At 62.5% G+C, this 15685-nt stretch carries 12 protein-coding genes and 1 pseudogene; 7 read left to right on the top strand and 6 right to left on the bottom strand.

Annotation, left to right across the window (positions count from 1 at the left end; all coding sequences use genetic code 11):
- The first annotated feature begins 84 nt into the window (after nucleotides 1-84).
- Both speG and sap1 read left to right on the top strand, forming a co-directional pair.
- The gene (gene speG / locus B0G80_RS16045) at nucleotides 85-627 is read left to right on the top strand and encodes a spermidine N1-acetyltransferase (protein ID WP_116118605.1); all 543 of its coding nucleotides are present in this window, start codon (nucleotides 85-87) and stop codon (nucleotides 625-627) included.
- Between the two features lie 453 nt (nucleotides 628-1080).
- Nucleotides 1081-1419 carry a surface attachment protein Sap1 gene (sap1, locus tag B0G80_RS16040; protein WP_012434866.1) on the top strand — a complete coding sequence of 113 codons (339 nt, stop codon included), beginning with the start codon at nucleotides 1081-1083 and terminating at the stop codon, nucleotides 1417-1419.
- 260 nt (nucleotides 1420-1679) lie between these two features.
- On the opposite strand, the gene B0G80_RS16035 is transcribed toward sap1, so the two are convergent.
- The 5 genes and pseudogenes from B0G80_RS16035 to B0G80_RS16015 all read right to left on the bottom strand — a co-directional run bounded on the left by B0G80_RS16035 (nucleotide 1680) and on the right by B0G80_RS16015 (nucleotide 8740).
- Complete coding sequence (locus tag B0G80_RS16035; RefSeq protein ID WP_116118604.1) at nucleotides 1680-3413, bottom strand: IlvD/Edd family dehydratase; 1734 nt, start codon at nucleotides 3411-3413, stop codon at nucleotides 1680-1682.
- Nucleotides 3414-3452: 39 nt separating this feature from the next.
- Nucleotides 3453-4457, bottom strand: a complete 1005-nt coding sequence (araH, locus tag B0G80_RS16030; RefSeq protein WP_106284922.1) for an L-arabinose ABC transporter permease AraH — start codon at nucleotides 4455-4457, stop codon at nucleotides 3453-3455.
- Nucleotides 4458-4528: 71 nt separating this feature from the next.
- Entirely contained in the window at nucleotides 4529-6076 is a 1548-nt protein-coding gene (gene araG, locus B0G80_RS16025) for an L-arabinose ABC transporter ATP-binding protein AraG (RefSeq protein WP_116118603.1), read from the bottom strand.
- A gap of 85 nt (nucleotides 6077-6161) precedes the next feature.
- Nucleotides 6162-7166, bottom strand: a complete 1005-nt coding sequence (locus B0G80_RS16020; protein WP_116118602.1) for an arabinose ABC transporter substrate-binding protein — start codon at nucleotides 7164-7166, stop codon at nucleotides 6162-6164.
- Nucleotides 7167-7292: 126 nt separating this feature from the next.
- Nucleotides 7293-8740, bottom strand: a pseudogene (locus B0G80_RS16015) (aldehyde dehydrogenase family protein).
- A 189-nt stretch (nucleotides 8741-8929) separates the two neighbouring features.
- Here B0G80_RS16015 and B0G80_RS16010 point away from each other — a divergent pair.
- Together B0G80_RS16010 and B0G80_RS16005 are read left to right on the top strand one after the other, a co-directional pair.
- Nucleotides 8930-9907, top strand: coding sequence for a LysR family transcriptional regulator (locus B0G80_RS16010; RefSeq protein ID WP_116118601.1), 978 nt, complete (start codon nucleotides 8930-8932; stop codon nucleotides 9905-9907).
- Nucleotides 9908-10049: 142 nt separating this feature from the next.
- Nucleotides 10050-10604, top strand: coding sequence for a YaeQ family protein (locus B0G80_RS16005; RefSeq protein WP_116119683.1), 555 nt, complete (start codon nucleotides 10050-10052; stop codon nucleotides 10602-10604).
- Between the two features lie 32 nt (nucleotides 10605-10636).
- Here B0G80_RS16005 and B0G80_RS16000 read toward each other — a convergent pair whose 3' ends face one another.
- A complete protein-coding gene (locus B0G80_RS16000) occupies nucleotides 10637-11062 on the bottom strand; it encodes a VOC family protein (protein WP_116118600.1) in 426 nt (141 codons plus the stop codon).
- A gap of 394 nt (nucleotides 11063-11456) precedes the next feature.
- Here B0G80_RS16000 and ada point away from each other — a divergent pair, with 394 nt between their 5' ends.
- The 3 genes from ada (at nucleotide 11457) to gshA (ending at nucleotide 15513) form a co-directional block, all read left to right on the top strand.
- Nucleotides 11457-12635: a bifunctional DNA-binding transcriptional regulator/O6-methylguanine-DNA methyltransferase Ada gene (gene ada, locus B0G80_RS15995; protein ID WP_116118599.1), complete on the top strand. Its 1179-nt coding sequence runs from the start codon at nucleotides 11457-11459 to the stop codon at nucleotides 12633-12635.
- Entirely contained in the window at nucleotides 12632-13549 is a 918-nt protein-coding gene (locus tag B0G80_RS15990; protein WP_116118598.1) for a DNA-3-methyladenine glycosylase, read from the top strand. The genes ada and B0G80_RS15990 overlap by 4 nt, the downstream gene beginning before the upstream one ends.
- 347 nt (nucleotides 13550-13896) lie before the next feature.
- A complete protein-coding gene (gene gshA, locus B0G80_RS15985) occupies nucleotides 13897-15513 on the top strand; it encodes a glutamate--cysteine ligase (RefSeq protein WP_106284954.1) in 1617 nt (538 codons plus the stop codon).
- Nucleotides 15514-15685: the final 172 nt, after the last annotated feature.

Genomic DNA, 15685 nt, shown 5'->3' with positions numbered 1-15685 from the left:
CGGCGTGCGAGCGCGTGTAAGAACTCCCTGCCCCCTGGTCCTGACTAACCGGAAAGCAAACCAATAATTCTCAAGGGGAATCCAATGACGACTGAACGCAGCAGCGACCTCACCTTGCGCCCGCTCGAGCGCACCGATCTGCGCTTCGTCCACGAAGTGAACAACAACGCGAAAATCATGCGTTACTGGTTCGAGGAGCCGTACGAAACCTTTTCCGAACTGACCCAACTTTACGACCAGCACGTGCACGACTTGCGCGAACGGCGCTTTGTGGCGATCGACAACGAGGGGCAGTCCGTCGGCGTGGTCGAGCTGATCGAGCTGGACTACATTCATCGACGCGGCGAGTTTCAGATCATCATCGCGCCGCATGCGCAGGGCCGCGGCTACGCCACGCTTGCCACCCAGCTCGCCACGGACTATGCGTTTTCCGTGCTAAATCTGCGCAAGGTCTACTTAATCGTCGACAAGTCGAATACCGCGGCGATCCACGTCTACGAAAAGTGCGGCTTCAGGCACGAGGCCGAACTGATCGAGGAATTTTTTGGCAACGGCACCTATCACAACGCCTTGCGTATGTGCATGTTCCAGTCCGAGTTTTTCGAGGCCAATCGGCGCGTCGAGTGACGTTGCGACCGCGCAGCGCCGCCGAATAACGCAGGCGCCGCGCGCCCTGCTTTCTCGCCTGGCACCGTTTATCTTCTGCAAATACACCGTTATTTTGTAATTTCCGTTTAGTCGGTTGAATGACTTTGTGTGCAATGCACCAAGTCTTTTGACTAACTTTCGCAAATCATTTAAATGCGGCTGCTCGTTTACGCGAATACGTGCCGCAAAGCGTTACTGGTGAAAGCGGCGTGCCCTGCCAGGCGTTTAGTTATCCATCGTAATCAACGCTATTTAGGCCGGTGCTCAACGATCAGGCAGGCACCAGAGAAGGTGCGACAATTCGCCGCTGTTGCGACCGCACACGAGATGTGCTTGTCGTTCTCTCGCGTTCTCCTAAAGTGCAAGATGCGGGTTCAAAGTTAAAGTTAAATACATAGCTAACCTGAGTATCCACCCGCACCGGAGGAAAATATGAAAATGCGAATCGCCGTTGTTTTCGCCATTGCGGGATTGGCCGCCGCTACCGTTCAGGCGCAAGACGTCATGATCAAGCCGCAGCAGACTATCCAGTTCAAGGCCAACGCATATGGCTGCCTGTCGAAGGATAAACTCGACGCCGCCGACCAGCATGCGCAAGCTGGTGAACAGCAAAAGATGCAGGAATTTTTCTCCGGATACCAGTGTGTTTCGACACCGGAAAACTCGAGTTTCCGCGTCGTCCGCGTAGTTGGCCACGACATCGAATTCGTGAATTCGGGTAATAGCGATACGCAAGGCCTATGGGCAAACGATCGGTTCATCAAGCAATAGGCTGAGCGCGTTCATTCCGGCGATATGCCGGAATGTGATTTTGCACGCGTGCGCCTCCGTCCTCTGACTCGATAAGCCGGAGGTGGTGAACCTGTGAGTTAAAAATCGGCTGGGCATTAATGCCCGGCCGATTTTATTTGCACGCTTTATCCCCGCTTTCGAATGGACAGAAAAAAGCCGATGCGGATCGTCTGAATCCGCATCGGCAGTACGCCTTCTCGCAAAGCGCAGGGAACAACCGTCAGCTCATAACGCGCCGGTCAATGTGAATCGCGTGGCACCGGCGCGCCGCTCGATCCGACCAGGAAGTCGAGATCCGCGCCCTGATCCGCTTGCAGCACGTGTTCGACGTAGAGCTTGTAATAGCCGCGTTTGGGCGCCTCGGGCGCCTTCCATGCGGCGCGGCGGCGCGCGAGCTCTTCGTCGGTGACGTCGAGATGCAAGCGGCGTGCTTCGACGTCCAGTTCGATCATGTCGCCGGTCTGCACGAACGCGAGCGGGCCGCCCGCCGCCGCTTCCGGCGACACATGCAGCACCACCGAGCCGTATGCCGTACCGCTCATGCGGCCGTCCGAGATGCGGACCATGTCGGTGATGCCCTTTTGCAGCACCTTTTTCGGCAGCGGCATATTGCCGACTTCCGCAAAGCCCGGGTAACCCTTCGGGCCCGCGCCTTTTAGAACCATGATGCAATGCTCGTCGATGTCGAGCGACTCGTCATCGATCTTCGCGTGCAATTCCTCGATGTTCTCGAACACCACTGCGCGCCCGCGATGCTTGAGCAACGCCGCAGTGGCCGCCGACGGCTTGATCACAGCGCCATTCGGCGCAAGGTTGCCCTTGAGCACCGCGATGCCGGCCTTCGGCTTGAACGGTTCGGCGAACATCGTGATGACTTTCTCGTCGTGATTCGGCGCGTTGCGCACGTTGTCCCAGATGGTCTTGCCGTTCACGGTCAGCGCATCGCGATGCAGCAGGCCTTGTTCGCCGAGTTGCTTCAACACCGCCGGCAAACCGCCCGCGTAGTAAAAGTCCTCCATCAGATATTCGCCGGACGGTTGCAGGTTCACGAGACACGGCACATTCGAACCCAGCTCCCAGTCTTCAAGCGACAACTCCACGCCAATGCGCTTGGCCAGCGCGATCAGATGGACGACCGCATTGGTCGAGCCGCCGATCGCCGCATTCGTGCGGATCGCGTTTTCAAAGGCCTGGCGCGTGAGGATCTTGTCCATGGTCAGATCCTCGCGGACCATGTCGACGATGCGTCGGCCCGCGAGATGTGCGAGAACCTGGCGGCGCGCATCGACCGCGGGAATCGCCGCGTTGTGCGGCAAGCCCATGCCGAGCGATTCGACCATCGAGGCCATGGTCGACGCCGTGCCCATGGTCATGCAGTGGCCGCGCGAGCGGTTCATGCACGACTCGGCTTCGGTGAATTCTTCCTGCGTCATCGTGCCGGCGCGCACTTCCTCGGACATCTGCCAGACGCCCGTGCCGGAGCCGATGTTCTTGCCGCGAAACCGGCCATTGAGCATCGGGCCGCCGGAAACGGCCAGCGCGGGCAGATTGCACGACGCCGCGCCCATCAGCAACGCGGGCGTGGTCTTGTCGCAGCCAACCAGCAGAATCACGCCGTCCATGGGATTGCCGCGAATCGACTCCTCGACGTCCATGGAGGCGAGGTTGCGAAACAGCATCGCGGTAGGCCGCAAATTGGTCTCGCCAAGCGACATCACCGGAAACTCGAGCGGCAAACCGCCCGCTTCGTGCACGCCTTTTTTCACGTACTCCGCGAGTTCGCGAAAATGCGCGTTGCACGGCGTCAGTTCCGACCACGTATTGCAAATGCCGATCACCGGGCGCCCGTCGAATTCGTCGTGCGGGATGCCCTGGTTTTTCATCCACGAGCGATGTAGAAAACCGTCGCGGTCCTTGAGGCCAAACCACGCCTGGCTGCGTAGCGGCTTTTTAGTCTGGTTCGAATCAGCCATGAAATCTCCTGTTGGCAAACGTGGGGGGCGGGGCGCGCGTCAGTGCACGCGCTTGCTGCGGCGGAACTGATCGAACAGCACCGCGAGCAGCAGAATCCCGCCGCGAATCAGGTATTGGTAAAAGGTCGGCACGTTGAGCAGGCTCATGGCGTCCTGCACCGAGCCCATGATCAGCACGCCGACCAGCACGCCGGAAATCGTCGCGACGCCGCCCGTGAGCGAGACGCCGCCGAGCACGCACGCGGAAATCACGCCGAGTTCGAGACCGACAGACGTCTTCGGATCTCCCAGACTCATACGCGACGCAAGCATCACGCCTGCAAATCCGGTGACGAGGCCCTGCAATACGAACACTGTGATCTTGATCCGCGTCACCGGCAAGCCCGCCAGCAACGCTGCCTCGCTATTGCCGCCGACGGCCAGCACGTTCTTGCCGAACACGGTTTTCTTCAGCAAAAAGCCGAACAGCACGAAGCCGACGATGTTGCTCCAGATCGGATACGAAATGCCGAGGAACGCGCCGCCGCCGAGGTCGAAGAAACGCTCTTCGGAAATCATCACGGCGTCGCCATTCGAGGTGATGTAGGCGAGGCCGCGCACGACCTCCATCATGGCCAGCGTGACGATCAGCGAGTTGATCTTGTAGCGCGCAACCAGCACGCCGTTGACGAGTCCGACCGCGCCGCCCGCGAGCACGCCGGCCGCGACGCCGAGCATCACGCTATGGGTCGCGGTGATCAAGGTGGACGCCACCACGCCCGCGAACGCGACGATCGACGCCACCGACAGATCGACTTCGCCGAGCGCAAGCACGAACATCATCGTCACGGAGATCGAGCCGATCAGCGTGACGGAGAGCAGCAAGCCCTGGATGTTTCGCGAGCTTAGAAAATCCGGCACGGTGAACGACAAAGCCGCGAACAGAATCACGAACACCATCACGATGCCGGACTTGTTGATCAGGTCCCAGGTGCGCGCGGCTCGCGCGCTCAGGCCCGCTGAGGCGACGGCTGGGGTCGAGGAATCGGTTGAGGGTGTCTGCATGGTGTTTATTCCGTTTCTATGACGCGATTCGATTCAGTTGGCTTCGTGTTCTCGTGCGTATGCGGCTAAGGTCAGCGGGGCAGGGCGAGCTTGATGAGCGCATCCGGCGTGGCCTGCGCCTTAGGCAGATCGCCAACGATGCGGCCTTCCTTCATCACGATCACGCGGTCCGCCACGCCGATCACTTCGGCGAGATCGCTCGACACGACGATCACCGTGCGGCCCGCTTCGGCGAGCCCATACAGCAGCCCATAAATCTCGCTGCGCGCGCCGACGTCGATGCCGCGCGTGGGTTCGTCCATCAGGAACACGTCGATGTCTTCGGCGAGCCAGCGCGACAGAATCACCTTCTGCTGATTGCCGCCGGAGAGCGTGCCGATCGGCGTGTCGCCATTACGCGTTTTGATCGCAAGCTTGCCGATGAACTCTTTGGCGGTCTGCGCTTCCTTGCGCCCGTTGAGCACGTTGAAGCGGCTGAAATGGCGTCGGCAGCTGATGTTGAGGTTGTCCGATACCGACGCGATCGAAACGATGCCTTCCTGCTTGCGATCTTCCGGACAGAGCGCGACGCCCGCGCGCACGGCGTCGCGCGGCGTGGCAAAACGCACGCGCTTGCCTTTGAGCGTGATCTCGCCGGCTGCGGGTTTGACCGCGCCGTAGATGAGCTTCATCAACTCTGACCGCCCCGCGCCTACGAGTCCGAAAAAGCCGACGATTTCGCCTTTGCGTGCCGTGAAAGATGCCGGTTCACGCAGGCCGCGTCCCATCAATTCCTTGACGTCGAGTTGCACGTCGCCGAGGTCGCGCGAGCGATAGCCGTACACGTCGGCGATCGAACGGCCCACCATGCAGCTGATCAGGCGATCACGGTCCAGTCCTTCGCCCGCTTCGAACGTATCGATGCGGCGGCCATCGCGAAACACCGTCACGCGATCGCACAGTTCGTAGACTTCATCCATCCGATGCGTGACGTAGATGATCGCGCGGCCTTCGGCCTTCAATGCACGGATGATCCGGAACAGTTGCGTCGTCTCACGCGAGGACAGCGAACTGGTCGGTTCGTCGAACGCGATCACGCGCGCGTCGCGCATCAGCGCCTTGCCGATTTCGATCATTTGCCGCTGGCCGATCGAGAGATTCTTCACTTGCTGCGACGGATCGATCTTTTCGCCGAGCCGTTCCAGCTCGCGGACAGCGCGCGCCACCAGCGCTTTTTCTTCCAGTACCCCGAAACGATTGGGCAGGGCGCCGAGCATCAGGTTTTCCGCAACCGTCAGTTCCGGCACGAGATGCAGTTCCTGATAGATGATTGCCACGCCCGCGGCAATCGCGGCCTTGGTCGTGATGAATTGCTGTTCGACGCCATCGAGCGACAAGGTGCCCGCCGCCGGCTGATTCACGCCGGACAACACCTTGAGCAGCGTCGATTTGCCGGCGCCGTTCTCGCCCATCAAGCCATGCACTTCGCCGCGCCGCACGTCGAGCGACACCTGGTCGAGCGCGAGCACGCCGGGAAAGCGCACGGTGATCCCGTCGAGCCGCAGATACGGCTCGGTGGACGCGAGCGCGGGCGAGGGCGCCGCTTCGGCGGTGTGGGGATCGATGTATGGGGACGTCATCAAAAAACCTCAAGCTGGTGAACAACCTATGCGGGCCGCTCTCGCGTGAGCGAGATGGCCCGCAGCGTGCAAACTCGAATCCCGCTTAAATACCGAGTTCTTTGCGCACGTCCTGCCAGTTGCTGCGCACCATCAGCTTGCCGGTGGTCTGCGTATCGGCGGGCGGCTGCTTACCGTCCTTGATCCACTCGACGAGGTTCTCCGTGCTTTCCTTGCCGTGCATCGTCGAGCTCACGGCGATCGTGCCGTAAAAGCCCGTCGGTTCCTTCTTCTGGAATTCGGCGAACGCTTCGCCCGCGCCGTTGATGCCGACGCCGATCACGTCCGCAGCCGGAATATGCAACTGCTCGGTCGCGCGTACGCCGCCCAGCACGCTTTCCTCATTGAGCGCGAAGATCACCCACTTCTTGATGTTCGGATGCTGCGCGAGCACCGGCGACGACGCGTTGAAGCCGCCTTCGTCATCGGTCGTCTTTTGCGGGGCGTCGAAGATGTTTTCCTTCTTGAAGCCGCCGGCGATAAGCGATTGTGTCGCGCCGTCGGTACGCAGTTTCGCGGTCGGCAATTCGTAGTTCGTGATGCGCAGCGCGCCGACTTCTTCCGGCTTCCAGCCGCGGCGCTTCATCTCTTCGGCAATAGCGGTGCCGACCTGATTGCCGATCTTGAACGCGGACATGCCCAGATGCGGCACGTTCGCCAGCGGCTTGCCGGTCGAGTCGACCAGTTGATCGTCGACGGTGACGAACTTCATGTTGTAGCGCTTGGCGCGCGCCTGGATTGCCGGTCCGAGACGCACGTCGGGTGCGCAGATCACGAAGCCTTTGGCGCCTTGCGCGCCGAGGTTGTCGATCGCGGCCAGCACTTTTTCACCGTCCGGCGTGCCGATGTTCACCACCGAGAAGCCGTCCTTCTGGCCGAGCGCGCTAGCGGCTTTCTGTTCGTTGATGAACCATGCCTGTTCCGGCATCTTCACGAGGAAGCCGACTTTGAGCGGCGCGTCCGCGTGTGCGGAAAGCTGCATGGCAAAAGGCGCGGCGAGGGCGGCGGCAGCCATTGCGGTTAGCGTCAAACGGCGAAGCTTGCTGGTCATATCTGTCTCCTGAAGTTGAAAAAGCTGCGTTGATTTATTTGATTGCAGCGGTTGATACACGGCGGCGTCAGCGGGGACGCGGATGGACGTTGGAATGCATGGTGACGTGAAGCGATCGCATGACCATCAGCCCGCCACGTACGCCGTTTTCACGGCGCTCCAGAAGGCCGCGTCCGTTGCGCCATAAGCGGACGCTTTGCGGCCGCCGCCGGGCGCGTGACGCTCGACGGCCTTGTCGGCAGATTGATCGTGACAAGGCCGCTATGCACATGACGGCGGAAATGCCGCGCGCGATTGAGCGAGCGCGTGCAAATGCCGGCGCACAGACCGTAAGCGGTGTCGTTCGCGAGATGCAGCGCGTGATCGTAGTCGTCCGCGCGCAGCACGACGGCGACGGGGCCGAAGATTTCCTCCCGCGCGACACGATGTTCCGGTTCGCCGATGAAGAGCGCCGGTTCGAAAAAATAGCCGCGTGTCGCGCGCTCCAGTCGGCGGCCACCGTGCAGCAATTGCGCGCCTTCCTGCTGGCCGATGCGCACATAGTCGAGATTGCGCTCCAACTGCGCGGCGTTGGCCACGGGACCGATGTCCGTGCCGTGCTTCAGGGCATGATCGATCGAGAGTCTCGCGAGCTTCGCCTGCAATGCGTCCACGAACGGTTCAAACACCGCGCCTTCGACAATCAGCCGCGCCGCCGCGGTGCTGCGCTGGCCCGTCGAGCCATAGGCGCCGCTCAAGGCGGCTTCGACGGCACCTTCCAGATCGGCGTCGGCCAATACGACGAAGGGATTCTTGCCGCCCATCTCAAGTTGCACGCGCGCCTGCCGGGCGACGGCGGCTTGCAGCACGCGCGTGCCGGTTTCCGCCGAACCGGTGAAGCTAACGGCCGCCGTCAGCGGATGCGCGGCAATCCGCGCGCCGACCTGACGGCCGCTGCCCATCACGAGGTTGAACACGCCCGCGGGCAAGCCGGCGCGGCTGATGATCGAGGCCAGCGCCGCCGCGCAAGCCGGTGTCGATTCGGCCGGTTTGAAGACGACGCAATTGCCATGAGCGAGCGCGGCGCCGATCTTCGCCGCGGCAATCGCCAGCGGCGCGCTCCATGGAGCGATGACGCCGACCACGCCGAGCGGTTCGCGCGTTACGTCGATCTCGACGCCGGCACGCGTCGACGCGACGGGTTCGGCGAAGACACGCAAGGCTTCCGCCGCGCAGAGTTTGAAGGTCTGCCCGGCACGCGTCGCCTCGACCAAAGCGTCGGGCAGCGTTTTGCCGACTTCACGCGCCAGCAGCCGGCCCAGTTCGTCGCGGCGCGCGAGCATCTCGCTGCCGATGGCGTCGAGCGCATCCGCGCGACGCTGCGCCGAACCAAGCGACCATTCGCCGAAGGCTGCATGCGCGGCCTCGATGGCCATATCGGTTTGTCGCACGTCGGCTCGCACATATTCGCCGACCGGATCGTCCAGGTCCGACGGATTGAGCGAGACGCCCGTGGTCGCGCCCGTCTCCCATCCGCCATTGATGTAGTGGCGAAACGGGCTTGCAACGAGTGGGACGAGCGGATCGCGGTTCATCGACGGGGAAGGCGCCAGATAGGAAGCTCAGAAAGTCCACGAATGGTATGAGCCGTCCCAATAACTTTCCAATCCCTTTTTAGGCTATCCCGATATCAATTCCGGTATGGCATGATGGAGCCTTGCCTTGGCGGAGCTCGCGGTTCGTGGTTTCGAGCCGCCTCATCGGAAACAGGCTGGAGACAGACCATGACGCGTAGCTACTCGAACTGGTTCGTGCGGGCGCGGCTCAAAACGCGGCAACTACTATTGCTCGCGGCAATGGAAGAGGAAGGCAACGTCCGGCGCGCCGCCGACGTGCTCGGCATGACCCAGCCCGCGGCGTCGCGACTGCTCAAAGAGCTCGAGGACATGCTGGAAGTGAGCCTGTTCGACCGCACGCCGCACGGCATGCATGCCACGCTGTACGGCGAGGTGATGATCCGTCATGCGCGCATGGTGCTGTCGAACCTGAGCCATGCGCACGACGAAATCTCGGCGTTGCGCGCGGGGCTGGCGGGGCAAGTGCGGATCGGCGTGATCGCGGCGGCCGCGGCGACCATGGTGCCGCGGGCGATTGCCAGTGTGAAGGAACGCTATCCGCAACTGCAAATCTGGGCAGAGGTCGAAACTTCGGATGTGATGCTGCCGCGACTGGCGGAAGGCGAACTGGACATCATGATCGGCCGCGTACTGGAGCGGCAGAATCAGTTCAAGACTGAAGTTCGCTACGAACCGCTCGCCGACGAGCCGCTTTGCGTGGTGGCGCGTCCCGGCCATCATCTCGAAAATGAGACAGGTTTGACACTGCGCGGAATCGTCAATGCCAGCTGGGTTTTACATCCTCCGGGCAGCGTTTTGCGCCATCGATTTGATCTGATGTTTTCGCAAATCGGGTTGAATCCGCCGCAAAACGTGGTCAATACCAACAATTTTCTAGCGATTTCGAGCCTGCTGCTCCAAAGCGACATGTTGGCTGTTTTACCCGACGAAGTGGCGCGTCAGTACCAACAGTATGGCGTTCTGAAGCGGATACCGATCGATTTACCGTGCAGGATGGATACATTCGGTATCATCACGCGCCAGTCACACCTGCTTTCGCCGGCGGCCTCGGTTGTGCTGGAAGCCTTGCGGGAAGCCGCTGGCGAGGTGTATGGCACCGCTTTCGAGCCAACAGTGGCGCGATAAATGCTTCTCCCGTGGTCACGACAGCCGGCTGGCGGCGCGGGAGGGACAGAAGATGTACAACAAACACGGAAAACGGCAACGCGCCGTCGACGACTCTTTTTCAGTTCGCTCCGGCGGAGCGAGCGCCTGGTTTAGCAACGGCATGGCTCTCAAATCGACGATTTACAAGGCGGAACTGCAGATCGCCAACATGGACCGGCATTACTACGCCGACCATTCGCTGACGATCGCCCGCCATCCCTCGGAAACCGACGAACGGATGATGGTTCGGGTCGCCGCGTTCGCGCTGTTCGCGCAGGAACGGCTTGAATTCTGCAAAGGTTTATCGGATGTGGACGAGCCGGATCTGTGGGAAAAAGATCTGACCGGCGCAATCGACACCTGGATCGAAGTCGGCCAGCCGGATGAACGGCGTATCGCCAAGGCGAGCGGCCGCTCGAACGCGGTGATCGTGATCGCCTACGGCGGCCGCGCGTCGGACATCTGGTGGCAGGGCGTGCGCAACAAGGTTGAGCGCATGCGCAACGTGACGGTTTGGACGCTCGGCGAAGACGTCGCCACTGCCCTCGGCTCGCTAGCCGAACGGACCATGCGGCTGCAATGCACCGTGCAGGACGGCGAAGCATGGCTTGGCAGCGCCGATGCCGATGCGGTGAAAATCGAATGGACGGTGCTTAAGGCGCCCGCCAACGCTTGACGCTTCGAAGCCTTTACGAGCTTGCCGATAACTTATAGCGACGTCACGTGCGCCGCTTCCGGCGGGCCTTTCAGTTCGACCATGTTGCCTTCCGGGTCGAACAGATACAGCGACTGCCCATAGCCGTCCGCGCCATAGCGCTGCGCCAGTTCACCCAGCCGCGCGCCGTGTTCGACCAGATGCGCCTTGAGCGCTTCAGCGTCGAACGGATCGATGCGCAAGCACACGTGATCCATATTCCGCCCAGTGCCCGGCACGCCGTTTTCGGCGTGATCGAGTTTGGCGCCCACCTGCAACAGATCGATCAGCGAACGGCCCGCGCGTAACTGCGTCAGGCCCAGATCGCGCTGCTCCTTCTCGACGCTACAGCCGAGCACGTCGCAATAGAAACGCGCCATGGCCTCGACGTTCGTCGCCCGAATGACAACGTGGTCGATCTCGCGAATGTGGATTTTCATGTGGAACGCCCCTTGGCTGGTTCGCAGAACGCGTGAATTGCCAGTGTAGAAGAAAGGGCGGCGCTGCGAGCGCAGGTCGTGAAGTCCGCCTTAAGGGCGGGATCAGGACCGTATGGACGAAAAAAAGCCCGCTCTATGTGGAGCGGGCTGAATCCATATCAGGAGGAGACATGGAGGAGACAAGTACTAATATACACATCGGCCTGGTGCGACGCAATAACTTTTTAAGGGAAAACCCGATATCGTGCCAAATTGTCGCAGTTTTCCGTTAAACGGACGCCCGGCGGGGCTTTGGGTCTACGAAGAAGCGCAATGACAGAGCAAGAACCGGAGCGTAGTGTGTCGGCATGCGGCCTACATTGGTGAGCATCGACACCGTCTCTTCGGGACCATCATGAACCGCAAATCTACCGATACCGCCTCCAGCGTCAGCCACTGGACTTCCGACGACGCGCGCTGGCAAGCCGTCACCCACCGCGAATCGCGAGCCGATGGCGCGTTCTTCTACGCCGTCAAAACGACCGGCGTGTTCTGCCGTCCGTCGTGCGCGTCGCGCCTGCCGCGCCGTGAGAACGTTGCTTTCTTCACCGATGCCGCCGCCGCGCGCGCCGCGGGCTTTCGCGATTGCAAGCGCTGCCAGCCCGGCGGCCTGCCGCGCGAGCTGGAAATCGTGAATCGCGCGTGCGCCGCGCTGGACGCCGACCCGCAGGAGCGCCTCACGCTCGCGCAACTGAGCGACGCCGTGCACGTCAGTCCGTTTCATCTACAGCGTCTTTTCAAGCGGGTGGTGGGCGTGTCGCCGCGTCAATATCAGGCCGCGCAGCGGGGAGCCGCGCTGCGCGACGCCCTCCAGAGCGGCTCGGACGTCACTCGCGCCACGCTCGACGCGGGCTTCGGCTCGCCGTCGCGGATGTACGACAGTGCGTCGGCGGAACTGGGCATGGCGCCGTCCGCGTATCGCCGCAAGGGTGCCGGACTGACCGTTCGCTACGCCAGCGCGCCGACCTCGCTCGGTTATGTGCTGGTCGCGGCGACGGAGAAGGGCATCTGCAAGATCGCTTTCGGCGACGACAAAGCCGTACTCGCCAGCGACCTGCGCGGCGAATTCGCCAACGCCGACGTGTTGGAAGATACCGAACACCTGGCGCCGTTCATCGCGCAGATCGACGCCTATTTGCGCGGCACCCGTCAGGACTTCGATCTGCCGCTGGATATCGCCGCGACGGCATTCCGCCAGCGCGTGTGGGACGCGTTGCGGCGCATCCCGTACGGTGAGACGCGCAGCTATTCGCAGATTGCCGAAACGGTCGGCGCGCCTCGCGCCGTGCGCGCTGTAGCGAGCGCCTGCGCGACGAACCCGGTGGCACTGGCGATTCCTTGTCATCGCGTGGTGGCCAAGGGCGGAGCGCTGGCGGGCTATCGCTGGGGTTTGCCGCGCAAGGCCGCGCTGCTGGACAACGAGGCGCAACACGCCGGCGACTTCCCGCACGGCCAGACCGAGCGCAACCAGCGCGTCCATGCCGACGCCGACATCGACACCGAAACCACCACCAAACTGGACCACGCCGCGTGAGTACGCTCGACGAAGTCGCTACCCTTGAATTGCCGTTCAAATCACCCTTCGACTGGCCGCGCCTGCTGCGTTTCTTCGGCGGACGCGCGACGCCCGGCGTCGAAGCGGTCGAAGACGGCGCGTACCACCGCGCGATCGATTGGGCCGGCGACAGCGGCACGTTGAGCGTGCGTTTGCATCCGCGCAAGCGTTGCCTCGTCGCCAGCATGGAAGGGCCGGTAAGCCGTCACGCCGACGCGCTCGCCGCGCCGATTGCGAAGATGTTCGACCTGCATGCCGATCCGAAAAAGATCGGCGCAGAACTCGCCGCTGATCCGTGGCTCGCGCCGCTGGTCGAAGCCGTGCCTGGCTTGCGTGTGCCGGGCGCGTGGTCGGGGTTCGAGCTTGTGGTGCGCGCAATCGTCGGGCAGCAGGTCAGCGTGAAGGCGGCGACCACCATCATCGGCAGACTGGTGCAGCGCGCCGGCGAGCGTATCGAGGGGCATCCGCATGAGGACACCGCCTGGCGTTTCCCAACGCCCGCTGCGCTGGCTGCTGTGGATCTCGCGCAAATCGGCATGCCGGGTAAACGTGTAGCGGCATTGCAGGGTTTCGCGCACGCGGTCGCCACCGGCGACGTGCCGCTCGACAGCAACACGGCCGACACCGGCAGCCTGCGCGCCGCGCTGCTCGCGCTGCCCGGCATCGGTCCGTGGACCGTCGAGTACGTCGCCATGCGCGCATGGCGCGATGCCGACGCATGGCCCGCATGGGACCTCGTGCTGATGCAGTCGATCTGCGCGCGCGATCCGTCGCTCGTACGGCCCACGCAGCAGCGCGCCCGCACCGACACATGGCGGCCGTGGCGTGCGTACGCGGCGATGCATCTGTGGAATGAAGTGGCGGACCGCGCGGGCGCCGCACGTGGCGGCTGAAACGGCGCGTCACGCCCGGCGTTGAAGCGGTGCATCGCTCCCGGCGGTTGACGTGGTGCGTCGCCGACGGCGGCCGACGCATCGCGCGGTTTGGGGAGAAGAAATGCGGATCGCGCGCGAGGCGCGTGACGGATAGAGTGACGTCGGGCAAAGCCAACGGACTGGCGCAAAAAGCAGTGAAATTGGCCCAAAAAAGAAGCGGTCGGAAGTGCTCCGGCGACCCGCCGAAGCGGCCTCAAGCAGCCGTTCTGGCGAGATGTTAAAGTGCCCGCTACCGAAAATTCCGCCGAACGTTGTCAACCGCAGTGCTGCGGCACATGGCGGCCGACAACGCCCGACTCGCATCAATGCCAAACACGACACCTTCCCGCACGACCGACGCGCTCTCGCACCGCCTGTCCGTGCTGACCTCAGGCCCGCAGCGCGACGCGCTGATACGCGGCCTGCGCGGCATCGAAAAGGAAAGCCTACGCGTGACGCACGAGGGCAAGCTCGCCTTGACGCCGCATCCGCGCGCGCTCGGTTCGGCGCTCACGCATCCGTCGCTCACCACGGATTATTCCGAAGCGCTGCTCGAACTGATCACGCCGGCTGAGCACGACGTCGCGCTCACGCTCGAAAAGCTCGATACGCTCCACCGTTTTGTCTATGCACAACTCGGCGACGAGATCCTGTGGAACAACTCCATGCCGGGCCTCTTGCCCGACACCGACGACGGCATTCCGATCGCGAACTATGGCAGTTCAAACATCGGCAAGCTGAAGTACGTGTACCGCATCGGCCTCGCGCTCCGCTACGGCCGCACGATGCAGTGCATTGCGGGCATTCACTACAACTATTCGCTGAACGAAGAAGTGTGGCGGCGGCTGCATGCGGACCAGCAATCCACCGCGAGCGCGGTCGATTTCCAGTCCGATCGCTATCTCGCGTTGATCCGCAATTTCCGCCGCACCAACTGGCTGCTGATGTATCTGTTCGGCGCATCGCCGGCGCTGGATCGGCGTTTCCTCCGCGATCGCAAACACACGCTCGACACGTTCGACGCCGACACGCTCTATCGTCCGTACGCAACCAGTTTGCGCATGAGCGACCTCGGCTATTCGAACACCGCGGCGCAAGCCGAATTGCGCGCCGATTACGACACGCTGCCGGGCTACCTCGACGCGCTCGCGAAAGCCGTCAGCCAGCCGTACCCCGCGTACGAGGCAATCGGCACGCAACGCGACGGCGAGTGGGTGCAGATCAACACGAACGTGCTGCAGATCGAAAACGAGTTTTACTCGACGATCCGTCCGAAGCGCATCACGCATCCAGGCGAGCGTCCGCTGCACGCACTTGCGGCACGCGGCGTGCAATACGTGGAAGTGCGTTGCATGGACATCGACCCGTTCGAGCCGACCGGCATTTCGCTCGAAACGTCGCGCTTTCTCGACGCTTACCTGCTGGTCTGCGCGCTCGACGATAGCGCGCTGTTACCGCCAGATGCTTATGCCGAAGCCAATCAGAATTTCGGCCGCGTAACGATGGAAGGGCGTAAGCCGGGCCTTGAACTGGCGCGCGACGGCCAACCGGTTGCGATGACGGACTGGGCGAACGAACTGCTCATCAAGATCGACGCGGCCGCCGCCGCGCTCGACACGTTGCATGGCGGCGATGCGCATGCCCGCGCCGTCGCGGTTCAACGCGCGAAGCTGGCGGACGCGTCGCTGACGCCGTCGGCGCGCGTGCTGCAGACCATGCGCGAGAAGCAGCAGAGCTTCCTCGCATTCGGTCTCGAACAAAGCGAAGCGCACGCCGCGTATTTCCGCTCACGTCCGCTGGATGCGGAGCAGACCCAGGCCTTCGCCGATCTCGCCGCGCAATCGCTTGCCGAGCAAGCCAAACTCGAACGGGAAGAAGTCGGTTCGTTCGACGCGTTCGTCGCTGCATATCGGGCGTATACGCTAAACCGGTTCAGCGTCTGAATCACGCTTGCAGGCGACATGACGAAAGAGCGGCCCACACGGCCGCTTTTTTTATTCCGCGCCGGTAACGTCTACGCAAAGTGCGGTGCGTTTCGAACGTCATCGGCAAATACTCCACGCGTTCTAACGATTCTCTGATCCAGATGAAACACCGTCCCCGCGCCGTAGTCCA

Origin of the sequence: Paraburkholderia sp. BL6669N2, from assembly GCF_003387275.1 — a bacterium.
GTDB lineage: Bacteria > Pseudomonadota > Gammaproteobacteria > Burkholderiales > Burkholderiaceae > Paraburkholderia.
This window is presented reverse-complemented; position numbering and strand designations above follow the sequence as displayed.